Annotated in this window: 16 protein-coding genes; 8 read left to right on the top strand and 8 right to left on the bottom strand. The window is 68.3% G+C overall.

What is annotated here, in order from left to right:
- Window positions 1–83: 83 nt before the first annotated feature.
- Window positions 84–2,507 (bottom strand): EAL domain-containing protein, encoded by a 2,424-nt coding sequence (locus LRM18_RS15165; protein WP_270954934.1) that lies wholly within the window; start codon window positions 2,505–2,507, stop codon window positions 84–86.
- Window positions 2,508–2,719: 212 nt separating this feature from the next.
- Window positions 2,720–4,684 (bottom strand): DEAD/DEAH box helicase, encoded by a 1,965-nt coding sequence (locus LRM18_RS15170; protein WP_270954935.1) that lies wholly within the window; start codon window positions 4,682–4,684, stop codon window positions 2,720–2,722.
- A gap of 265 nt (window positions 4,685–4,949) precedes the next feature.
- On the opposite strand from LRM18_RS15170, the gene LRM18_RS15175 reads away from it, so the two are divergent.
- Entirely contained in the window at window positions 4,950–5,171 is a 222-nt protein-coding gene (locus LRM18_RS15175) for an RNA-binding S4 domain-containing protein (protein WP_270954936.1), read from the top strand.
- Window positions 5,172–5,182: 11 nt separating this feature from the next.
- On the opposite strand, the gene ubiM is transcribed toward LRM18_RS15175, so the two are convergent.
- The 4 genes from ubiM to LRM18_RS15195 form a co-directional block, all read right to left on the bottom strand.
- Window positions 5,183–6,361, bottom strand: a complete 1,179-nt coding sequence (ubiM, locus tag LRM18_RS15180) for a 5-demethoxyubiquinol-8 5-hydroxylase UbiM (RefSeq protein WP_270954937.1) — start codon at window positions 6,359–6,361, stop codon at window positions 5,183–5,185.
- Between the two features lie 80 nt (window positions 6,362–6,441).
- Window positions 6,442–6,831, bottom strand: coding sequence for an MAPEG family protein (locus LRM18_RS15185; RefSeq protein WP_053505404.1), 390 nt, complete (start codon window positions 6,829–6,831; stop codon window positions 6,442–6,444).
- An 11-nt stretch (window positions 6,832–6,842) separates the two neighbouring features.
- On the bottom strand, window positions 6,843–7,388 hold the full coding sequence (locus LRM18_RS15190; RefSeq protein WP_270954938.1) for a DUF4019 domain-containing protein: 546 nt from the start codon (window positions 7,386–7,388) through the stop codon (window positions 6,843–6,845).
- Window positions 7,389–7,446: 58 nt separating this feature from the next.
- Window positions 7,447–8,610 carry a hypothetical protein gene (locus LRM18_RS15195; protein ID WP_154330307.1) on the bottom strand — a complete coding sequence of 388 codons (1,164 nt, stop codon included), beginning with the start codon at window positions 8,608–8,610 and terminating at the stop codon, window positions 7,447–7,449.
- A gap of 312 nt (window positions 8,611–8,922) precedes the next feature.
- Between LRM18_RS15195 and LRM18_RS15200 the strand changes: the two genes are divergently transcribed.
- From LRM18_RS15200 to LRM18_RS15210, 3 genes are all read left to right on the top strand, one after another.
- A complete protein-coding gene (locus tag LRM18_RS15200; protein WP_206631597.1) occupies window positions 8,923–10,401 on the top strand; it encodes a DNA-3-methyladenine glycosylase 2 in 1,479 nt (492 codons plus the stop codon).
- A complete protein-coding gene (locus LRM18_RS15205; protein ID WP_049470116.1) occupies window positions 10,398–10,889 on the top strand; it encodes a methylated-DNA--[protein]-cysteine S-methyltransferase in 492 nt (163 codons plus the stop codon). The genes LRM18_RS15200 and LRM18_RS15205 overlap by 4 nt, the downstream gene beginning before the upstream one ends.
- A 104-nt stretch (window positions 10,890–10,993) precedes the next feature.
- Window positions 10,994–12,247, top strand: coding sequence for an ectonucleotide pyrophosphatase/phosphodiesterase (locus LRM18_RS15210; RefSeq protein ID WP_270954939.1), 1,254 nt, complete (start codon window positions 10,994–10,996; stop codon window positions 12,245–12,247).
- A gap of 133 nt (window positions 12,248–12,380) precedes the next feature.
- Here LRM18_RS15210 and LRM18_RS15215 read toward each other — a convergent pair whose 3' ends face one another.
- Window positions 12,381–12,560, bottom strand: coding sequence for a 30S ribosomal protein THX (locus LRM18_RS15215; protein ID WP_004150462.1), 180 nt, complete (start codon window positions 12,558–12,560; stop codon window positions 12,381–12,383).
- Window positions 12,561–12,670: 110 nt separating this feature from the next.
- Window positions 12,671–13,084, bottom strand: coding sequence for a MerC domain-containing protein (locus LRM18_RS15220; RefSeq protein ID WP_049470111.1), 414 nt, complete (start codon window positions 13,082–13,084; stop codon window positions 12,671–12,673).
- A 136-nt stretch (window positions 13,085–13,220) separates the two neighbouring features.
- Here LRM18_RS15220 and LRM18_RS15225 point away from each other — a divergent pair, with 136 nt between their 5' ends.
- The 4 genes from LRM18_RS15225 to LRM18_RS15240 all read left to right on the top strand — a co-directional run bounded on the left by LRM18_RS15225 (window position 13,221) and on the right by LRM18_RS15240 (window position 19,029).
- A complete protein-coding gene (locus tag LRM18_RS15225; RefSeq protein ID WP_053462518.1) occupies window positions 13,221–15,425 on the top strand; it encodes a TonB-dependent receptor in 2,205 nt (734 codons plus the stop codon).
- A 199-nt stretch (window positions 15,426–15,624) separates the two neighbouring features.
- Complete coding sequence (locus tag LRM18_RS15230) at window positions 15,625–16,191, top strand: TetR/AcrR family transcriptional regulator (protein WP_019659167.1); 567 nt, start codon at window positions 15,625–15,627, stop codon at window positions 16,189–16,191.
- A complete protein-coding gene (locus LRM18_RS15235; protein ID WP_270954940.1) occupies window positions 16,191–17,864 on the top strand; it encodes an MFS transporter in 1,674 nt (557 codons plus the stop codon). The genes LRM18_RS15230 and LRM18_RS15235 overlap by 1 nt, the downstream gene beginning before the upstream one ends.
- 10 nt (window positions 17,865–17,874) lie before the next feature.
- Window positions 17,875–19,029: an HlyD family secretion protein gene (locus LRM18_RS15240; RefSeq protein WP_154330303.1), complete on the top strand. Its 1,155-nt coding sequence runs from the start codon at window positions 17,875–17,877 to the stop codon at window positions 19,027–19,029.
- Window positions 19,030–19,138 lie beyond the last annotated feature (109 nt).

Genomic DNA, 19,138 nt, shown 5'->3' on the forward strand with positions numbered 1-19,138 from the left:
CCGCGCCCACTGCACGTCGCCCCTGGCGGGCATTATCGCAGCCACGGCCACCGCCCACGTGTAGACCAAGGTCGCTGTCAGGTTCAGCCAGCGGCGGGCGGCCCCTTCACCGCCACCAGGCGCACCGGCCGCAGGTCGGCCAGGGTCATCCGCTCCAGCGGCTGCGGCCGCTCGATCGCATAGCCCTGCAGGCCCTGCACCCCGAGCCGGGTCAGTGCGGCGGCCACTTCGGCGGTCTCCACCCATTCGGCCACCACCTCCATCTGCAGCTCGCGCCCCAGCTCACTGATCGCGCGCACCGTGGCGTGGCTGACCGGATCAGTATCCATGTCGCGCACGAATGCCCCGTCGATCTTCAGGATATCGGCCGGCAACTGGCGCAGGTATCCGAACGAGGACAGGCCGGAGCCGAAATCATCCAGGGCCATCCGGCACCCCCGTGCCTTCACCGCGTCGATGAAGGCGCGCGCCTGGCTGAGGTTGCTGATCGCCGCCGTTTCGGTGATCTCGAAGCACAGCTTGGCGGCCAGCGCGCGGTTGCGCTCCAGCAGGTCGCAGACAAAGGCGAGGAAGCCGGGCTCGGCGATCGACTGTGCCGACACGTTGACGTTGCACAGTCCCAGCTGCCGCACGTGCGCCGGGCATACCTGCAGATGCCGGAACAGCAGGCCGAGCACGTGCCGGTCCAGCGCCACGGCCATTCCGTAGCGCTCCACTGCCGGCATGAACTGGCCTGGCAGGTGCAGGCTGCCATCGCTGCCGCGCATGCGCACCAGGACCTCATAGTGCAGGTAGCTGGGATCGCCGACGCGGGCGATGCGCTGCGCGTACAGCACCATGCGGTTCTCGGCCAAGGCCAGGCTGACGCCCTGCAGGCGCTCGGCTTCCTGGCGCCGCTCCTCCAGTGCCATTCTGTCTTCGTTGAAGCAGTGCACGCGGTTGCGGCCGGCCTGCTTGGCCGCGTAGCAGGCGCTGTCGGCGGCGCTCATCAACCAGTTCACATCCGGTGCCTCGGCGCTGACCTCGACCACGCCGATGCTGCAGCTCAGCTGTGGGCTGCCCTCGCTGATCGGGAACGTCGCCTGCCCGAGATTGCGGATCACCCGCTGCAGCACGCGCTTGGCCTCGTCCTGCCCGGCATGGGCAAGGAACACCGCGAACTCGTCCGCACCCAGCCGGCCCACCCAGTCGCCATCGCGCACCGCCGCCACCAGGTAGTCGGCGAAGCTGCGCAGCATCTGGTCGCCGGCGGCGTGGCCGAAGCTGTCGTTGACCAGCTTGAAGTGGTCCAGGTTGATGTAGCACAACGCATGCGTGCCGCCCTCGCTGCGCACCTGCAGCAGCGCGCGTTCCAGCAGCCGCTCGATCTCGCGGCGGTTGATCAGGCCCGTCAGCGGGTCATGGCTGGCGTGGTGTTCGATCTCGCGCGCCAGGGCATGGTTCTGGCTGACGTCTTCGATGATGGCAAACACCGACAGCCCGCCCCCGGCGCTGCGCACGCCGGTACCGCTCCAGCGGCCCCAGACCAGGCTGCCGTCGCGACGGCGGAAGCGCAGTTCGCTCGGCCGCAGCTGGCGGTCCCAGTCGATGCGCCCCACTCCGTCGATGACCAGCTCACCGTCCATCAGCAGGTCACCCAGCGACAGCTGCAGCAGCACGTCGCGGCGATGGTCGAGGATATCGGCCATCGCCTGGTTGGCCTCGATCACCTTGCCTTCGGTGTCGAGCTTGAGCATGCCGACGTTGGCCTGGTAGAACGCTGCGCGGAAACGGCTCTCGTGCTCGGTCAGGTCCTTGCCGACGCGGCGCGCCAGGGCGACCGCCATCAGGCTGATCGCCAGCACCGACAGGCCCGCGACCATCAGGGTCGCCAGCCGCACCAGCGTGGCCATCCGCAGCAGTGCCTGCGAGAACGCCTGGCTCTGCACCTTCATCCGCTGGTCCAGGTCACGCAGCTGCTGCAGGTAGTGGTCGCGTGCGGCAACGGGCACCAGGCTGCCGTCGTGCTGCAGCTGCAGTTCATCGATCAGTCGCTGCAGCGCCATCAGGTCGCCATCGGTCTGCCGCCACAACGCGCTCGCTTCGCGGAAGGCACCGATGTCGCGCGCGTAGCGGAACGAGAACACCAGGCGTGGGATGTCGGCACGTGCGTTGCCGCCCTGCAGGAAGCCCTGCCTGGCCTTTTCCTCGTCCGGTTCGGCCTGTTCCAGCGCCAGTCGCGCCTGCAGGTCGCCCAACGGCACCTGCAGGGCCTCGCGTGCGTCGTCCAGGTCCTGGGCATCACCGCGCGCCAGGTAGCGACTGAGTGCGGCAGTGGCATCCTGCTGGCCACGCGACCAGTAGCCCTGGCCGGCGATCCAGGCAGTGGAGGCCGCCTGCAGTTCCTGGATCAGGGCGGACAGAGCGACCAGTCCGATCGCCATGCCCGTCAACAACGCGAATCGCAGTCCCAGCCCCCGGGTCATCGGCACCCGCCGGCTGTGTTGGTCCGTGCCACTCCTACCCATCCCGGATCCCCCTGAATGTGCTGCGGTGACAACCTCCTTAGGAACCGGCTCAGCCTAGGACCGGCAATGTGTGGGCCATGCGAAAAAGGGGACGGAGGGGATTAAGTCGTATCTGGCTGGCCATACGCCAGTGCCAAGAACGACTTAATCCCCTCCGTCCCCTTTTTCTGTCCGCCAGCCCGGGGGCTGGCGGTGGTGTGGACGGCTGCGGCTTAGAAGCTGCGCGGGCCGCGCGGCTTGAAGCCGTCACGACGCGGCGGGCGGCTGTCGCGGTCACCGCCGCGGTCGCCACCATGGCCACCATGGCCACCCGGACCACCCGGACCACCCGGCCCGCTGCGACGGGGGCCACCCGGGCCGCCCGGGCCGCGCTTGTCGAAGCGCGGCTTGAACGGACGCGGTGCCGGGTTGGTGTCTTCACCCGGGGCCAGCGCGCGCATCTGCAGCTGCTGGCCGGACACCCAGACCTTCTGCAGGTGCGACAGCACGTCCGGCGGCATCTGTGCCGGCAGGTCCAGCAGCGAGAAGTCGTCGTGGATGTCGATGCGGCCGATGAAGCGGCTTTCCAGGCCGGCTTCGTTGGCGATGGCGCCGACGATGTTGGCCGGCTTCACGCCATGCTGGTGGCCGACCGAAATGCGGTAGGTCTCCATGCCCTGCTCCGGTGCGCCACGCGGCGGAACCTCGCGGCGCGGACGCGGCTCGAAACCACCTTCGGCGTCGTCGCGACGCGGGCCGCGCTCGAAGCGCGGACCCCGATCGTTGCGCTCGAAGCGATCGCCACGTTCCGGACGGTCGCCACGGTCGAAGCGCTCGCGCGGTGCGCGCTCTTCGCGCGGGGCACGCACCGGCGGCTGCAGCAGGAACGGGGTGTCACCCTGCAGCAGCTTGGCCAGCGCGGCGGCGATCTCGATGGCCGGCACGTTCTGCTCGTTCTCGAAGCGCTCCAGCAGCTGGCGGTAGAAGTCCAGGCCGCCGGCACCCAGGGCTTCGCTGATGCGCGAGGTGAACTTGTTGATGCGGGTGTCGTTGACCGCTTCCACGCTCGGCAGCTGCATCTCTTCGATCGGCTGGCGGGTGGCGCGCTCGATCTGGCGCAGCATGCCCTTCTCGCGCGGGGTCGCGAACAGGATCGCCTCGCCGCTGCGGCCGGCACGGCCGGTACGGCCGATGCGGTGCACGTAGCTTTCGGTGTCGTAGGGGATGTCGTAGTTCAGCACGTGGCTGATGCGCTCCACGTCCAGGCCGCGGGCGGCCACGTCGGTGGCGACCAAGATGTCCAGCTTGCCTTCCTTCAGCATGGCGATGGTGCGCTCACGCTGGGCCTGCTGCATGTCACCGTTGATGGCGGCAGCGGCCAGGCCACGGGCCTGCAGCTTGCTGGCCAGTTCTTCGGTGCCGGCCTTGGTCCGCGCGAAGATGATCATCGCGTCGAACGGCTCGACTTCCAGGATGCGGGTCAGCGCGTCCAGCTTGTGCATGCCGCTCACCCACCAGTAACGCTGGCGGATGTTGGCCGAGGTGGTGGTCTTGGCCGCGATGGTCACTTCCACCGGGTCCTGCAGGTAGGTCTGCGCGATGCGACGGATCTGCGGCGGCATGGTGGCCGAGAACAGGGCCACCTGGCGCTGCTCCGGCAGCTTCTTCAGCACGGCTTCGACGTCGTCGATGAAGCCCATGCGCAGCATTTCATCGGCTTCGTCCAGCACCAGCGTCTTCAGCTCGGACAGGTCCAGGGTGCTGCGGTCCAGGTGATCGATCACGCGGCCCGGGGTACCGACCACGATGTGCACGCCGCGGCGCAGGGCCGACAGCTGCTGGCCGTAGGGCTGGCCGCCGTACACCGGCAGCACGCGGAAGCCGGGAATCTTCGACGAATAGGACTGGAACGCCTCGGCAACCTGGATGGCCAGTTCGCGGGTCGGCGCCAGGATCAGGGCCTGGGGCTTGATCTGCTGCAGGTCGATGTTGGACAGTACCGGCAGCGCAAAGGCCGCGGTCTTGCCGGTACCGGTCTGGGCCTGGCCCAGCACGTCGCGGCCTTCCAGCATCGCCGGGATGGTAGCGGCCTGGATCGGCGACGGGGTTTCATAGCCGATGGCGGTGACCGCCTGCATCACGGGCTCGGACAGGCCGAGCTGCGCGAACTGCAGCGGCGCTTGGGAATCTTGGGACATGGGGAACTCCGAAGGCACTGCCGTCTTCCTGGCAGTGCGATAAAAAAGGTGATGGTCCGCGCTTTGGGCGCCCTTCTTATCGCGTGCCCTGGCGCTGCTCGGTCGGAGGAGATTTCACTCGCTCAGAGCGGAATGATACCGCATTGATGCTGAACGAGGCATACAGCTTTCCTCACACGTGCCGTCGGCCCCGTGCTGGCGCACAATACGCGCCCTCTTCCCGGCCCGGCCGCTGGCCTGTGCCCTCCTCCCAGGAACGCGCTCCATGCAGATTCTCGAATTCGACCTCGACGACGACTACGTCGAACTCAAGCAGCTGCTCAAGCTGGCCGACCTGGTCACCAGTGGCGGCGAGGCCAAGATGGTCATCAGCGAGGGCCAGGTACGGGTCGACGGCGAAGTCGAACTGCGCAAGGCCTGCAAGATCCGCGCGGGCCAGGTGGTCGAATTCGCCGACAGCCAGATCCGCGTGCTGGCCGCCGGCTGAGCTGAAGCGGTTCAGGCCACGCGCTGGGTCAGGTGCGTGGCGATCAACTGCCTGAACGGAGCCACGCCCTGCGCCACGCGCAGGCCGGCCGCCCGCAGCAGCCGTGCCGGCCGGCGATCGTCGGTGTACAGGCTGGCGATCGCATTGGTGGCTTCGTACAACGGACGCGATGCCAGCCGATGACCGCGCTGGTAGCGGGCCAGCATGCCGGCGGCGGCAATGTCGGCACCACGGCGCTGCTGCGCGACGATGCCCTGCGCCAGCCGCTGTGCGCTGGCCAGGCCCAGGTTGAAGCCATGCGCGGTGACCGGGTGCATGCCCACGGCGGCATCGCCGATCAGCGCCGAACGCTCGCCGACGAAGCGGTGCGCGTACATCCCCACGAGCGGATACGCCTGCGCCGTGGCCACCGGCTGCATCCGGCCCAGGCGGTGTTCGAAGCAGGCGCTGATGGCCTCACCGAAAGCCACCTCGTCCATCGCCAGCAGTTCTTCGATCTGCCGCGGCGGCAGCGTGATCACCGCCGATGCCTGGCCCGCGTTGAGCGGCAGCAGCGCCATCGTGCGGCCGTAGCCGAACCATTCCCAGGCAGTGTGGTGATGGTCGCGCTCGACCTGCATGCGGCATACCAGCATGGACTTGCCGAAGTCGCGCATCTGCGCACCGATGCCGAGCATGCGACGCGTGGCGGAGAAGCGGCTGTCGGCCGCGACCAGCAGCCGCGCGTGCAGCGTACTGCCGTCGTCCAGCGTGACCACGTGGCCCTGCGCATCGGCCTGCGCGCCCAGCACCTTGCGCCCGTCGAACAGGTGCAGGCCATCCTGGCCCTGCACGGCGTCCCAGGCAGCACGGCGGATCAGATGGTTGGGTACCAGCCAGCCCAGCGGCTGGCCGTCGACCTGGCTGCTGGCGAAGGTCAGCGCGAACGGCGAGCTGCCGTTCATCACCTTGGCATCGCGCAGTTCAGCGACCTCGGCCTGCGGCAGGCGCTGCCACAGCCCCAGCTGCTCCATGCTCTGCCGCGAGGCATGGGTCAACGCGATCTCGCGCCCATCGAAGGCGGCTTCGGCCAGCGCCTGGCGCGGCTGCACTTCGACCAGCCCGACCTGCAGACCATTGCCCGCCAGCGCACGCGCGAAACACAGGCCCGCCGGTCCGGCGCCGACCACCACCACGTCCATCCTGCGCATGCGCGCCTCCTGCCGTTGATCCCGTCCGCGCCAGCATAGCGCCGCACAGCTGAGCGGCCTTGATCTGGATCAGGCCCGGATCACAGCAGTGCGAACACCAGCGCCAGGATCGACAGCAGCGACACCAGCCACACCAGGCTGCGCACGTAGGGCACGCCTGCGGCGTACAGCGGCAGGTAGACCACGCGCGCCCAGAAGTAGGCCTGCGCGGCCAGCGCGGTGGTGTCGTTGCCGCGCCCGGCCAGCACGACCGCGATCGCCGCGGCGGCGAAGAATGGGAACGTCTCCAGGAAGTTGGCCTGGGCCCGCTGCAGGCGACCGGCCAGCGGACTGAGCGGCCTTGCGTCGCCATCCCGTGCCGAGGCATTCCACTTCATTCCCCGTTCGCGGGTGACCACGGTGGAGGTGGCGAAGATGTAGACAAAACCCAGCAGCACCGACCAGGCCAGCATCGTCAGTTCAGTTGCCATCGCTCATCTCCTCAGGGCGCCGACGCACGCAGGCTGTAACCGGCCAGGCGCCACACCTGGTCTTCGTCGAAGCGGAACGAAACCAGCTCGCGCACCGGCTGCGCGCTGTTGGCGAAACGGGTCGGGAAGCTGACGTTGATGTAGAGGCCTTCGGGCACCGCAGCGCCGGCGCTGTACTTGACCCGGGTAATGGTCGGCTGGCCACGGCCGGCCAGCGCCCCCAGGCGCGTGCGCTCGGCGCTCAGCTGGCTGACGAATGCAGCCTTCGGCACCGCACGACGCGCGACGGCCGAAGCCCCGTCCCACAATTCGCCGGCGCGATTGGCATCGACCAGCTGCGCCGCCTTCAAGGCAGCCGCGCCCATTTCCGCGTCCTGTTTCTGCACCTGTGCCTGCTGCGCGGCGGTCAGCGCCGGTGTGCCGGCGGTGGCCGGCTTCGCGGCTGCCGGCGAGGCCGGGGCCGGGCGTGCCGGAGCCGGGGCGGGCGTGGCCGGCGCAGGTGCCTGCGCCAATGCGGTCAGGGGCAGCAGGGACAGCAGCAGGAGCACGCGCTTCATGGACACCGCCGGTTTTCTGGAGAGAACCGCAGTCTACGCCAGCGCGGTGACTACGCTGTCAGCGTGCCGGGGCGTTGCCCTCCACCGCTGCCGCATCGGCCTGCGCTGCGGGCGCGGCGGTGTTCACTGGCGCCTGCTCGGCCACCGGCGGCGGCTCCGACGGTGCCGGCGGCAGCGTCGCCACATCGATCTCCGACAGCGGGCTTTCTTCCGGGCACACCGCGTCCGGGAAGCCGAAGCGCTGCTTCAGGGCCTGGCCGCAGCTGTTGATCGACTCCATGTCGGCGCCGTCGCGCTTGCACTGCTGGTCGAAGGCGATCAGGAAGGCATCCTTGCGCTGCACGAAGTCATCGCCGCAGGCACGCATCTGCTTGATCCTTTCCAGATCGTCCTGCACCGCGTTGGTGCCGTCCAGGCCGAACTGGCGCAGCTCCTCCGGCGTCAGCAGGCGCAGGCTGCGGTTGGGCACGGTCATCATCAGGTCGGCCACGCCCACGGCCACGCCATTGCGCTGCAGGTAGTCCTTCACGTTGTCGTAGACCTCGTGCAGCTCGCGGTTGAGTTCCGCGCGCGAGGTGGCCTTGGAACTGATGCGCATCATGCGGTGGATGCCGACCTTGCCAGACAGCAGGCGGTTGTCACCTGCGGCCAGCACGAACACGCAGGCACTGTGGCAGATCGAGCCTTCGCGCACCCAGATGGTCCAGCCCGATTCACCAATGCTGTCGCCGGCGACGATCGCCGATTCCACCTGGCCGCCACTGGAATCCAGGTCGAGGATGCGCTTGTGGATCTTCTGCTGGTCGGCGACCACCGCCAGCCGCCACATCATCTCGGCGAAGCCAGGATTGATCTTGCCGGCATAGCGCACCCGCACCAGGCCACGCGCGGCACAGGGTGCCAGGGCCTGGGTGATCTGCTCGCGCTGCAGGCCTTCCAGCTCGGCACCATCGCCAGCCTCGCCGGCGTACTCGGTGCTGCAACTGACCCACGCGCGGCCGTTCTCCAGCTGCGCCTGCGGCCACGGCCGATCGCCCTGGCTGCGCGGTGGTGCCGGCGGCGGCGGAGCATCGGCGGCATTGATCGACACCATGTTCTCGCCATCACTGGCCGGTGCCCGCGCCGCCTTGTCGGCTGCGGTCACGTTGCCCGGATTCTCCAGCTGACTGCAGCCCGCCAGGGCCAGGCACAACAGGGGCAACCAGCGGAGTTTGGCGGACATCGGGCAACCGGCCTTCACGTGGGCAAGAGCCACAGTCTACCCGCCCGTGGCGCGCATTCAGCGCGTGGCACTGAACCCCCTCTGACCCTTGGGAAAGCGTGTGGACCGAGGCCGACACGCACGCGCGGCCGCGCAGGACGCCGTGTTATTGCTGCCGGCCAGCGGCCGGCACTACCACGGCCAGCGTCCAGCACTACCACAGCCAGCGGCCGGCACTACCGCGGATACCGGGTGCAACCCGGCCTGACTCGCGTCAGCATCCATGTCCGAATGTGGCGAGTATCACCGCCCGCACCCGCCTAGACTGGCGCCATGGACACCGCTCTCGCCCTCGACACTGCCGCCTGTGATCGGGCCCGCCTGGCCCGCGACGCACGCTTCGACGGCGTGTTCTTCACCGCCGTGCGCAGCACCGGCATCTACTGCCGCCCGGTGTGCCCGGCCCCGCCACCGAAGCCGCGCAACATCAGCTATTTTCCGACCGCCGCTGCGGCCTCCGCCGCCGGCTACCGGCCGTGCCTGCGCTGCCGCCCCGAACTGGCACCACAGGCGCAGCAGGCGTTGGCCGGGCAGGCCGTGCAGCGCGCCCTGGCGCTGATCCACGGTGGATTCCTGCAGGAACACGCCGTCGCTGACCTCGCGCGGAAAATCGGACTCAGCGCGCGCCAGCTGCAGCGCCTGTTCGTCGAGCACCTGGGCGCGACGCCCGGACAGCTCCATGCCACCCACCGCCTGCTGCTGGCCAAGCAGCTGCTGACCGAAACCACGCTGCCGGTGACCGACGTCGCACTGGCCGCCGGCTACAACAGCCTGCGCCGTTTCAATACCGCCTTCCTGCAGGGCTGCGGGATGGCGCCGAGCGCACTGCGGCGCCAGCACCCGCCGTTGGCCGCAGAGGATGACGGCCTGGTACTGCGTCTGGCCTATCGGCCCCCCCTGGATTTTGCGCGCATGCTGGCCTTCCTGCGGAAGCGCAGCCTGCCCGGCATCGAGCTGATCGGCGAGGACAGCTACCAGCGCGTGCTCGGCACACCCGAGCGCCCCACCCTGCTGCGCGTCACCGCCGACCCGAAGCGCCCGGAGCTGCGACTGCAGCTGGGAGCAGTCGATCCACGCCTGATCCCGGACATCGTGCGCCGCGTGCGTCGCGTATTCGATCTGGATGCCGACCTGCAGCAGGTCCATGCCGCGCTGGCCGAAGAACCGCTGCTGGCGCGCGGCATCGCCGAACGCCCCGGGCTGCGCGTGCCCGGCGGCTGGGATGGCTTCGAGGTGGGTGTGCGTGCCGTGCTCGGCCAGCAGGTCAGCGTGGCCGCGGCCACCACCTTCGCGCGGCGCCTGGTCGATGCCTACGGCGCGCACCTGCCGGGCATGCCCCCCGCATTCGATCGCCAGTTCCCGGCACCTGCGATGCTGGCCGAAGCGCCGCTGGAATCGATCGGCCTGCCCCGCAGCCGCGCGGCCACCGTGCGCGCACTGGCCGCGGCCTGCGCCAGCGGCCAGCTCGACTTCGGTCCTGGCCAGGCCGTGGAGGAATTCGTTGCGCGCTGCGTTGCACTGCCCGGCATCGGCCCGTGGACCGCGCATTACATCGCCCTGCGCGGGCTCGGCCAGCCCGATGCGTTCCCGGCCGGCGATCTTGTACTGCAGCAGGTCCTCGGCCACGCGCAGGGCCAGCGCCTGAGCGAACGTGCTACCGAAGCGCGCTCGCAACCGTGGCGCCCGTGGCGCGCCTACGCCGTGCTGCACCTGTGGCACCTGTCCGGCACCTTTGTTGGAGAACCGACATGACCCTGTTGTTCGATCGTTTCGACAGCCCGATCGGCGTGTTGACCATTGCCGGCGACGAGCGCGGTCTTTCGCATGTGCTGTTCCCGGAGAACCGCCACCCCGCACGCGGGCGCGATGATTGGCACTACGCACCGGACGCGTTGCCGGAAGCGCGCGAACAGCTGCTGCAGTTCCTGCACGGTGAACGCCGCCGGTTCGACCTGCGACTGGCACCGCGCGGCACTCCGTTCCAGCTGCGTGTCTGGCAGGCACTGGCGTTGATTCCGTTCGGCCAGACCTGGAGCTACCTGCAGCTGGCACAGCACCTGGGCCAGCCCAGCGCGACCCGCGCGGTGGGCGCGGCCAACGGCCGCAATCCACTGCCGATCATCCTGCCCTGCCATCGCGTGATCGGCAGCAACGGTGCACTGACCGGCTTCGGCGGCGGCCTGGAAACCAAGGCCGCGCTGCTGCGACTGGAACAACGCCAGGCCCCGCTGTTCGCTTGAGCATCGGGGTCAGATCCCTTTTCCGGTGGAAAAGGGATCTGACCCCGGACGGTCCTGGCGCGCCGTGTCTTGGGCCGGTAATTGCACCGACTTATCATGCACGGATGACTTCCGTACGCCTGACCTTTTCGCTGGCACTGCTGCTGCCACTGGCCGCCTGCAGCACCGCGCCCGCCCCTTCCGCCGCCGTTCCCCCTGCGTCCGTCGCTGCGGCCGCGCCGCCGAAGCTGCTGCTGATCTCCATCGATGGCCTGCGCGCCGACGCGCTGGACCGCGGGCTGACACCGAACCTGCAGCGGATGATCGACGGCGGCGTGCGCGCCCGCTGGATGACGCCGTCCTACCCTTCACTGACCTTCCCCAACCACTACACGATCGTCACCGGCCTGCGCCCTGACCACCACGGCATCGTCAACAACAGCATGGACGATGAGGCGCTGGGCCGGTTCGAGCTGAGCAACCGCGAGGCAGTCACCACCAGTGCGTGGTGGGGCGGCGAACCGATCTGGGTCGGTGCCGAGAATGTCGGCGTGCGCACTGCAACGACCTCGTGGCCGGGCAGCGAATCGGCGATCCGTGGCGTGCGCCCGAGCCAGTGGCGCGTCTACGACGCCACGGAGCCCCTGGAACAGCGCGCCGGCATCGTGCTGGACTGGCTGGCACAGAACGACGCCGACGCGCCGCGACTGACCACGCTGTACATGGAGCATGTAGACAAGGCCGGCCACAACTACGGCCCCGAGTCGACGCAGTACGCCGATGCGATCACACGCGCCGATCTGATCGTCGGCCAGGTCCTCGATGGACTGCAGCAGCGCGGGCTGGCGGCGACCACCAACGTGATCGTGGTCTCCGACCATGGCATGGCATCCGTGCCTGAGGACCAGGTGATTTCCACCGAATCGATGGCCGACCCGTCGATTGCGCGCAACGTCAGCCAGGGCCAGTCGGTCGGCTTCGTACCGGTGGCCGGTCGCGAGAAGGAGGCCGAGCGCGCACTGCTCGGCCGCCACGCACACTACGCGTGCTGGAAGAAGGAAAACCTGCCGGCACGCTGGCACTACGGCACGCATCCGCGGGTGCCGGCCATCGTCTGTGCGATGGATGAGGGCTGGGACGCGCTGCACCTGGAGAAGATCGCCAAGCGCGCAAGACGGGATCGGGGCTCGCACGGATACGACAATGCCCTGCCTTCCATGCGCGCGGTGTTCGTGGCTAAGGGTCCCTCGTTCCGCCAGGGCCTGGTGATCGACGGCTTCGACAACGTGGACGTCTATCCGCTGCTGGCCCATCTGCTGCAGGTGCCGGCCGCACCGAACGATGGCAACCCGGACACGCTGAAGCAGATCCTGCGCTGATGCGGTTGTAGCGGCGAGCCCGCGCTCGGCTGCATTTCCGGCCAGCCGGGCATGGGCTCGGCGCTACAAGAACGCGCATAAAAAAACGCGGCGCCAGGCGCCGCGTTCTTCGTGGACCGGTCGGTCGGCCGGATCAGGCCTTGGCGACGGCCTTCTTCGCAACGGCCTTCTTCGCCGGAGCCTTGGCCACGGTCTTCTTGGCAACCGGGGCGGCGGCGCCTACGGCGACCTTGCTCGCAGTGTGCGAACGGGCGTTGCCGTAGCTGGCGTTGTAGCGCTTGCCCTTGGCGGTCTTGCGGTCACCCTTACCCATGTCTTCAACTCCTCAAGTGTGAAATCTGGTTACCCCGTACTGACACGGGTTCGGCGGGGCCGCCTTGCTGGGCGCCCCCGCGCACGATCGAAAATCCTATCACGGAGCGCCTAGTGCGCGCAGCTGGCGTCGTGCACGTGGCCGTGGTTGAGGCGCAGGTTGACCAGGTGGGCCACCCCCACCAGCAGGCCGCCGATGGTCATCACCACCGCATGCGGTACCGCGTTGTGGTGCAGCGGGTCGTACAGCACGCCGGCCCACAGCGCGACCAGGCCGGGGATCAGGAAGCCGAGCGCACGCAGCGCACCGTGGCGGCGGTAGCCCCAGACCAGGCTGAACAGCCCAAGCAGGGTCACAAACACCACCAGGCCCTGCTCCACCCCATCGCTCAGCCAGAACGACAGGCCCAGAGAAGGCGCCGCCGCCAGCAGCACCGGGATCACCGCGCAGTGCACCGCGCACAGCATCGAACCCGTGGCACCGAAACGGTCAAGCAGATGGCGCATTCGTGAGGACAGGGACATGACTTCCAGCAGGGTCGGCGAATCGTTATGGAATAATATAACATCCCTTCCCGACCCGCACGGTGTCCCCTCCCCCTGTCCCATCGACGGGATTCGTGCGCCCCGTGATTGATATAGTGTAACAAAGGACCTGCCCATGCCCGCCCGTACCCCGCGGTTGAAGCCGCATTCCCTCGCCCTCGCCCTGACCGCTCTGCTCCCGACCGTTGCCTTCGCCGCCGGCGAAGACGATTCCCACCGTGACCGCCACCTGACTGAACTGTCGTCGGTGCAGGTCACCGCTTCGCCGCTGCAGGGCGACGCCGAATCGCTGGCACGCCCGGTGGAGGTTCTGGCCGGTGAACGCCTGGACGAGCAGAAGGCCGGCACCCTCGGTGATACCGTGGCCAAGCTGCCCGGCGTGCAGAGCACCTTCTTCGGGCCGGGTGTCGGCCGCCCCATCATCCGCGGCCAGGAGGGCCCACGCGTGGCGGTGCTCTCCAATGGCATGGGCAACATGGATGCCTCCACCGTCAGCGCCGACCATGCCACCAGCATCGAGCCGTTCCTGGCCGACCAGATCGAGGTCCTGAAAGGCCCGGCCACCCTGCTGTTCGGCAGCGGTGCGATCGGCGGCGCGGTCAACGTGGTCGATGGCCGCATCGCGCGCGAACTGCCGGAGCGACCGCTGAGCGGCCGCGCCGAACTGCGCGGCAACTCGGTGAACAACGAGCGCAGTGGCATGTTCCGCCTCGATGGCGTCAGCGGCAACGTCGTGCTGCACGTGGATGGCCTGGTCCGCAACGGCGATGACTACCGTATTCCCGGCTACGCAGTGATCGACAGCCTGGAAGACCACCATGACCACGATCACGACCATGAAGCGGCCGAAGGCGAAGAACCGCGTCGCGGCCGCCTCGACAACAGCTCCATCCGTACCCGCGCCGGTGGCGTCGGTGCGACCTGGCTGGGCGACGGCGGCTATTTCGGCGTATCGGCCAGCACCTACCGTACCAACTACGGCATTCCCAATGGCGCGCACGTGCATGCCGACGGCGATGACCACGACCATGACCACGGCCACGATCATGGCGATGAAGAGGAAGGCGGTGACGAGCACGACGTGCGCATCGACATGGTGCAGAACCGCTTCGAGACCAAGGCCGGCATCTACGACCCGGTCTCGTTCCTGAAGAACATCAACGCGCGCGTGGCCTATACCGACTACGAGCACGTGGAGCTGGAGGCCGGCACGCCGTCGACCCGCTTCACCAACCGCGGCATCGAGGCACGCCTGGAAGCCGTGCAGCAGCAGATCGGCGGCTGGGATGGTGCCTTCGGCCTGCAGTTCGGCAACAGTGATTTCGGCGCCAAGGGTGAAGAAGCGTTCGTACCGGATACCGGCACCCGGAACATCGGCCTGTTCGTGCTGCAGGAAAAGCAGTTCGGCCCGTTCAAGCTGGAACTGGGCGGCCGCCACGATCAGGTCAAGCTGGACCCGAGCGGTGACTACCGCCGCCGCACGTTCGGCGCCACCAACCTGTCGGCCGCTGGCATCTGGAAGCTCAACGATGCGGTTGATCTGCGCATCGGCGTGGACAGTTCCGAGCGCGCACCGACCAACGAAGAGCTGTATGCCGCCGGCGCGCACATCGCCACCCGCTCGCTGGAAATCGGCGATGCCAACCTGAAGACCGAGCGCGGCCAGCGCGTGGAACTGGGCATCCACACCCACAGCGAACGCCTGGACTTCTCCGCCTCGGTCTACCAGACGAAGTTCAAGGACTTCATCTACCTGGCCGACACCGGCGTTACCGAGGGGCTGCCGGTGCGCGCCTGGACCCAGCAGGACGCGGTGTTCCGCGGCGCCGAGGCCGAAGCGCTGGTGCACCTGTTCGAGGGCGGCGCCGGTGACTGGGACCTGCGCCTGTTCGGCGACTACGTGAAGGCCAAGCTGGATGGCAGCGGCAGCCGCAACCTGGACATCGCCGTGCCGCACGGCGACCACAACCACAACTACACGGTGGAGCTGGCCAACACCGGCTACCTGCCGCGCATCGCCCCGGCCCGCGTCGGCGCCGACCTTCGCTGGTCGAAGGATGGCTGGCGTGCCTCGGTCGGTGCGGTGCGCTACAGCCGCCAGAAGGATGTCGCCCAGAACGAAGCACCGAGCGACGGCTACACCCTGGTCGATGCACACCTGGCCTACCGCTGGGATCGCAACGCGAGCAACAGCTACGAGGTGTTCCTGGATGGCAGCAACCTGACCAACCGCGAAGTGCGTCCGCATACCTCGCTGCTGCGCGACTACTCGCCGCTGCCGGGCCGTGGTGTCGCATTCGGCATCCGCGCGTTCTTCTGACCGCGCACGGCGGGGCCGGATCCCTTTCCGAAGGAAAGGGCTCTGACCCCAAGCCATTCCACGGGGGCCTTCGGGCCCCCGTTTTCTTTTCACTCCGTGCCATCACGCATCCGTCACAAAGATGTGCGTACGACAACAACCGGACAATCCCGTCACTCACTGTCTCGCCAAACGGACAATTTTGTCCGAAAATCACTCCATGACCGCTCAACGTGCCGATGCTGCCGCCCGCCGTGCCCTCATCCTCGACGCCGCCGATCATGTCTTCGGCCAACATGGCGTCACCGCCCCGCTGGACCTGGTGGTCGAACGTGCCCAGGTGGGCCGCGCCACCCTGTACCGCAACTTCCCCGACCGCACCGCACTGATCCAGGCGCTGCTGCAGCGCACGGTCGACCGCATCCGGCGCCAGGTCGAACAGCTCGGCGACCGCGACGACGCCCTGTTCGAGGTGTTCGAAGGCATGGCCCAGCGCATCATCGATTCGCCGGCACTGGCCGACTACTGGCGTGCGGTTGATTCGGACGTGCCGTCCATGCGCGCCGCGCGCGAGACCGTGCGCGACCTGCTGGAGGAACCGATCGCCCGCGCCAAGGCCGCCGGGCTGTGCCGTGCCGACCTGGAAAAGACGGATATTTCACTGATCTCGGGCATGCTGGGTGCGGCCCTGCGCGGCAAGACCCGCGACGAGCGCGCCCAGTTGGCCGGGCGCGCCCTGCAGCTGCTGCGTGGGGGTCTCCAGGGAGCTGCCAGCGAGGCCCGTTGATGGTCCAGCCGTATCTGAAGCCGGTTCCGGATTGGGAGGAGCATGAGAAGCCGACCATGCCCGGCTCGGCGTCGATGCCCTGGCACCCGCCGTACCGGCGCGCGGCCTATGCGCTGGTATCGCTGCTGGTGGCGATCACCGGCGGCCTCGGCAATGCGCTGGTCACCGCCAACCTGCCGTTCCTGCAGGGCCAGCTGGCACTGACACCGACCCAGGGCAGCTGGCTGGTAGCGGCCTATGCCATGGTCAACGTCACCGCCAACCTGCTGGCCTTCAAGTTCCGCCAGCAGTACGGCATCCGCCTGTTCGCCGAGATCGGGCTGGGCCTGTATGCGGCGCTGGCGGTGCTGCACCTGTTCGTCGGCAGCTTCGAGACCACGATGCTGACCCGTGCCGCCAGCGGCTTCGCCGGCGCGGCGTGTTCAACGCTGGGCACGCTGTACATGCTGCAGGCACTGCCGCGACGGTTCACCGGCAACCTGCTGGTGATCGGTGTCGGCCTTTCGCAGCTGGCGGTGCCGATTGCCTGGATCGTCTCGCCGGGCCTGGTCGATACCGGCCAGTGGCACCAGCTGTACTCGTTCGAGGCCGGCCTGGCCCTGTGTGCGTTCGCGGCGGTGGTGCTGCTGAAGCTGCCGCCGGGCATCCAGGTCAAGGCCTTCGAACCGCTGGATTTCCTCACCTTCGCCCTGCTTGCCCCGGCCGTTGCCCTGCTGGTGATCGTACTGGCGCAGGGCTACACGCGCTGGTGGCTCGACACAGCGTGGCTGGGCTGGGCGCTGATCGCCTCGATCGTGCTGTCCACCACCGCCCTGATCATCGAGCACTACCGACGCAATCCGCTGCTGCAGATCCGCTGGCTGTCGACGCTGCCGGTCCTGCATTTCATCGTCGGCGCCTTCCTGATCCGCTTCCTGACCACCGAGCAGTCCTACGGGGTGGTCAACCTGATGCGTACGCTGGGCATGGGGCCGGACCAGATGCGCCCGCTGTTCGTGGTGATCCTGGCCGGCGTGGTCACCGGCATCGCCGGCGCCGCGTTGACCTTCGGGCCCAAGCGGTTGATCGCCCAGTTGCTGATGGCGATCCTGCTGCTGGGAGCCGCCGCGTTCTTCGACCAGCACCGCACCAGCCTCGATCGGCCGCACGACTTCTATGTGAGCCAGTTCCTGGCGTCGGTGGGCGCCGGCATGTTCATGGGCCCGCTGATCATGCTCGGCATTTCCGCCGCATTGAAGCAGGGCGTGGACCACATGATCACCTTCCTGGTGACGCTGTCGATCACGCAGACGCTGGGCGGCCTGGCCGGCTCGGCAGTGCTGGGCACCTTCCAGCTGCATCGGGAGCAACTCTATTCCAGCGCGTTGACCAGCCAGCTCGACCCGGCCGATCCGGTGGTCGCGCAACGCCTGCGCATCCAGCAGCAGCTGTACGCTGCGCAGATCACCGACCCGGTGCTGCGCAGTGCGCAGGGCAGCGCGCAGCTGGCACAGACCACGCGCCGCGAAGCCAACGTGCGTGGCTTCAATGACGTGTTCACGCTGAGCGGCTGGCTGGCGATCGGCTTCCTGTGCTGGCTGCTGCTGCTCTCGCTGCGCACTGCCGTACGCAAGCAATGGCGCAAGCGCCACCCCACTCCTCCCATTGCGGCCACGCCAGCCGCGCCCCGCTGAGTTCTCGACCATGCCCCCCGTCCCGCCCCGACCCGACGACGCCGACAACGTGACCCCACCGCCGCCGACCGACGCGGCGCCTGCGCCCACGCCGGTTGAACCGGCGGTCGCGCCGAAATACCTCAAGCCCAGCGCGCGCAGCGTGGTAGTGATGGTGGTGGTGGCCCTGCTGGGCATCGCGCTGATCCTGCGTGCGTGGCACCTGTGGCCGTTCACCAGCAGCGTGATGGTGACCGACAACGCCTACGTGCGCGGGCAGATCACGGTGATGGCACCCCAGGTGAACGGCTATGTCACCGAAGTGCTGGTGAAGGATTTCCAGCATGTGCGGCAGGGCGAGCCGCTGCTGCGCATCGATGACCGCATCTATGCGCAGCGCGTGGCCCAGGCGCAGGCGACGCTGGACAGCGCGCGCGCGGCGCTGGCCAATTCGGACCAGTCACAGGCGCAGAACCGCGCACAGATTGCGTCCGCCCGCGCCACGCTCTCGGCCGGCCAGGCGGAACTGCAGCGCTCGCGCAATGAGCTGAAACGCTACGAGGAACTGGCGGCGCAGCAGCTGGTGTCCATCAACGACCGCGACAAGTTCCGCACCACCCAGGCGTCGGCACAGGCCAGCGTGCAACAGGCGCAGGCGCAGATCCGCATCGCCGAGGAGACCCTGGTATCGACCCAGGTGGCGCGCAAGAGCCTGGAAGCCCAGGTGGAGAGCGCGCAGGCGCAGTTGGAGCTGGCACGCATCGACCTGGCCAACACGGTGATCCACGCGCCGCGCGACGGCCAGATCAGTGAGGCCAGCGTACGCGTGGGCCAGTACGTCGCGGCCGGTTCGCAGCTGCTGTTCCTGGTGCCCGATACGCTGTGGGTGGTGGCCAACTACAAGGAGGGCCAGACCTGGGGAATGGCGATCGGCCAGCCGGCCACGTTCTCAGTGGACGCGTTCCAGGGCCAGGTGCTGCGGGGACGCGTGCAGGAGATCGCGCCGGCCACCGGGTCGGAATTCAGCGTGCTGCGCCCGGACAACGCCAGCGGCAATTTCACCAAGGTGGTGCAGCGGCTGCCGGTGCGGATATCGATCAACAGGGATCAGAAGCTGGCAAAGCAGCTGCGGCCCGGCATGTCGGTGATCGTGCGGGTGGATACCCGCTCCAAGCCGATGGACTAGACGCAGGCCCTGTCGCGCCGATATGAAACGGGGTCAGATCCCTTTGCCACTGGCAAAGGGATCTGACCCCGTTTCCAAAATGCCGGCCAGCGACCGGCACTACCGTTGC

The organism is Stenotrophomonas sp. PI_27, assembly GCF_027854495.1.
GTDB classification, from domain to species: Bacteria; Pseudomonadota; Gammaproteobacteria; order Xanthomonadales; family Xanthomonadaceae; genus Stenotrophomonas; species Stenotrophomonas pavanii.

What these genes read in the sequence shown, in the direction of transcription:
- LRM18_RS15195 (WP_154330307.1), bottom strand. Translation starts at nt 8,610, where the DNA reads ATGTCCGCCAAACTCCGCTGGTTGCCCCTGTTGTGCCTGGCCCTGGCG.
- LRM18_RS15240 (WP_154330303.1), top strand. Translation starts at nt 17,875, where the DNA reads ATGCCCCCCGTCCCGCCCCGACCCGACGACGCCGACAACGTGACCCCA.
- LRM18_RS15165 (WP_270954934.1), bottom strand. Translation starts at nt 2,507, where the DNA reads ATGGGTAGGAGTGGCACGGACCAACACAGCCGGCGGGTGCCGATGACC.
- LRM18_RS15175 (WP_270954936.1), top strand. Translation starts at nt 4,950, where the DNA reads ATGCAGATTCTCGAATTCGACCTCGACGACGACTACGTCGAACTCAAG.
- LRM18_RS15230 (WP_019659167.1), top strand. Translation starts at nt 15,625, where the DNA reads ATGACCGCTCAACGTGCCGATGCTGCCGCCCGCCGTGCCCTCATCCTC.
- LRM18_RS15170 (WP_270954935.1), bottom strand. Translation starts at nt 4,684, where the DNA reads ATGTCCCAAGATTCCCAAGCGCCGCTGCAGTTCGCGCAGCTCGGCCTG.
- LRM18_RS15205 (WP_049470116.1), top strand. Translation starts at nt 10,398, where the DNA reads ATGACCCTGTTGTTCGATCGTTTCGACAGCCCGATCGGCGTGTTGACC.
- LRM18_RS15215 (WP_004150462.1), bottom strand. Translation starts at nt 12,560, where the DNA reads ATGGGTAAGGGTGACCGCAAGACCGCCAAGGGCAAGCGCTACAACGCC.
- LRM18_RS15200 (WP_206631597.1), top strand. Translation starts at nt 8,923, where the DNA reads ATGGACACCGCTCTCGCCCTCGACACTGCCGCCTGTGATCGGGCCCGC.
- LRM18_RS15225 (WP_053462518.1), top strand. Translation starts at nt 13,221, where the DNA reads ATGCCCGCCCGTACCCCGCGGTTGAAGCCGCATTCCCTCGCCCTCGCC.
- LRM18_RS15210 (WP_270954939.1), top strand. Translation starts at nt 10,994, where the DNA reads ATGACTTCCGTACGCCTGACCTTTTCGCTGGCACTGCTGCTGCCACTG.
- LRM18_RS15235 (WP_270954940.1), top strand. Translation starts at nt 16,191, where the DNA reads ATGGTCCAGCCGTATCTGAAGCCGGTTCCGGATTGGGAGGAGCATGAG.
- ubiM (WP_270954937.1), bottom strand. Translation starts at nt 6,361, where the DNA reads ATGCGCAGGATGGACGTGGTGGTGGTCGGCGCCGGACCGGCGGGCCTG.
- LRM18_RS15185 (WP_053505404.1), bottom strand. Translation starts at nt 6,831, where the DNA reads ATGGCAACTGAACTGACGATGCTGGCCTGGTCGGTGCTGCTGGGTTTT.
- LRM18_RS15190 (WP_270954938.1), bottom strand. Translation starts at nt 7,388, where the DNA reads ATGAAGCGCGTGCTCCTGCTGCTGTCCCTGCTGCCCCTGACCGCATTG.
- LRM18_RS15220 (WP_049470111.1), bottom strand. Translation starts at nt 13,084, where the DNA reads ATGTCCCTGTCCTCACGAATGCGCCATCTGCTTGACCGTTTCGGTGCC.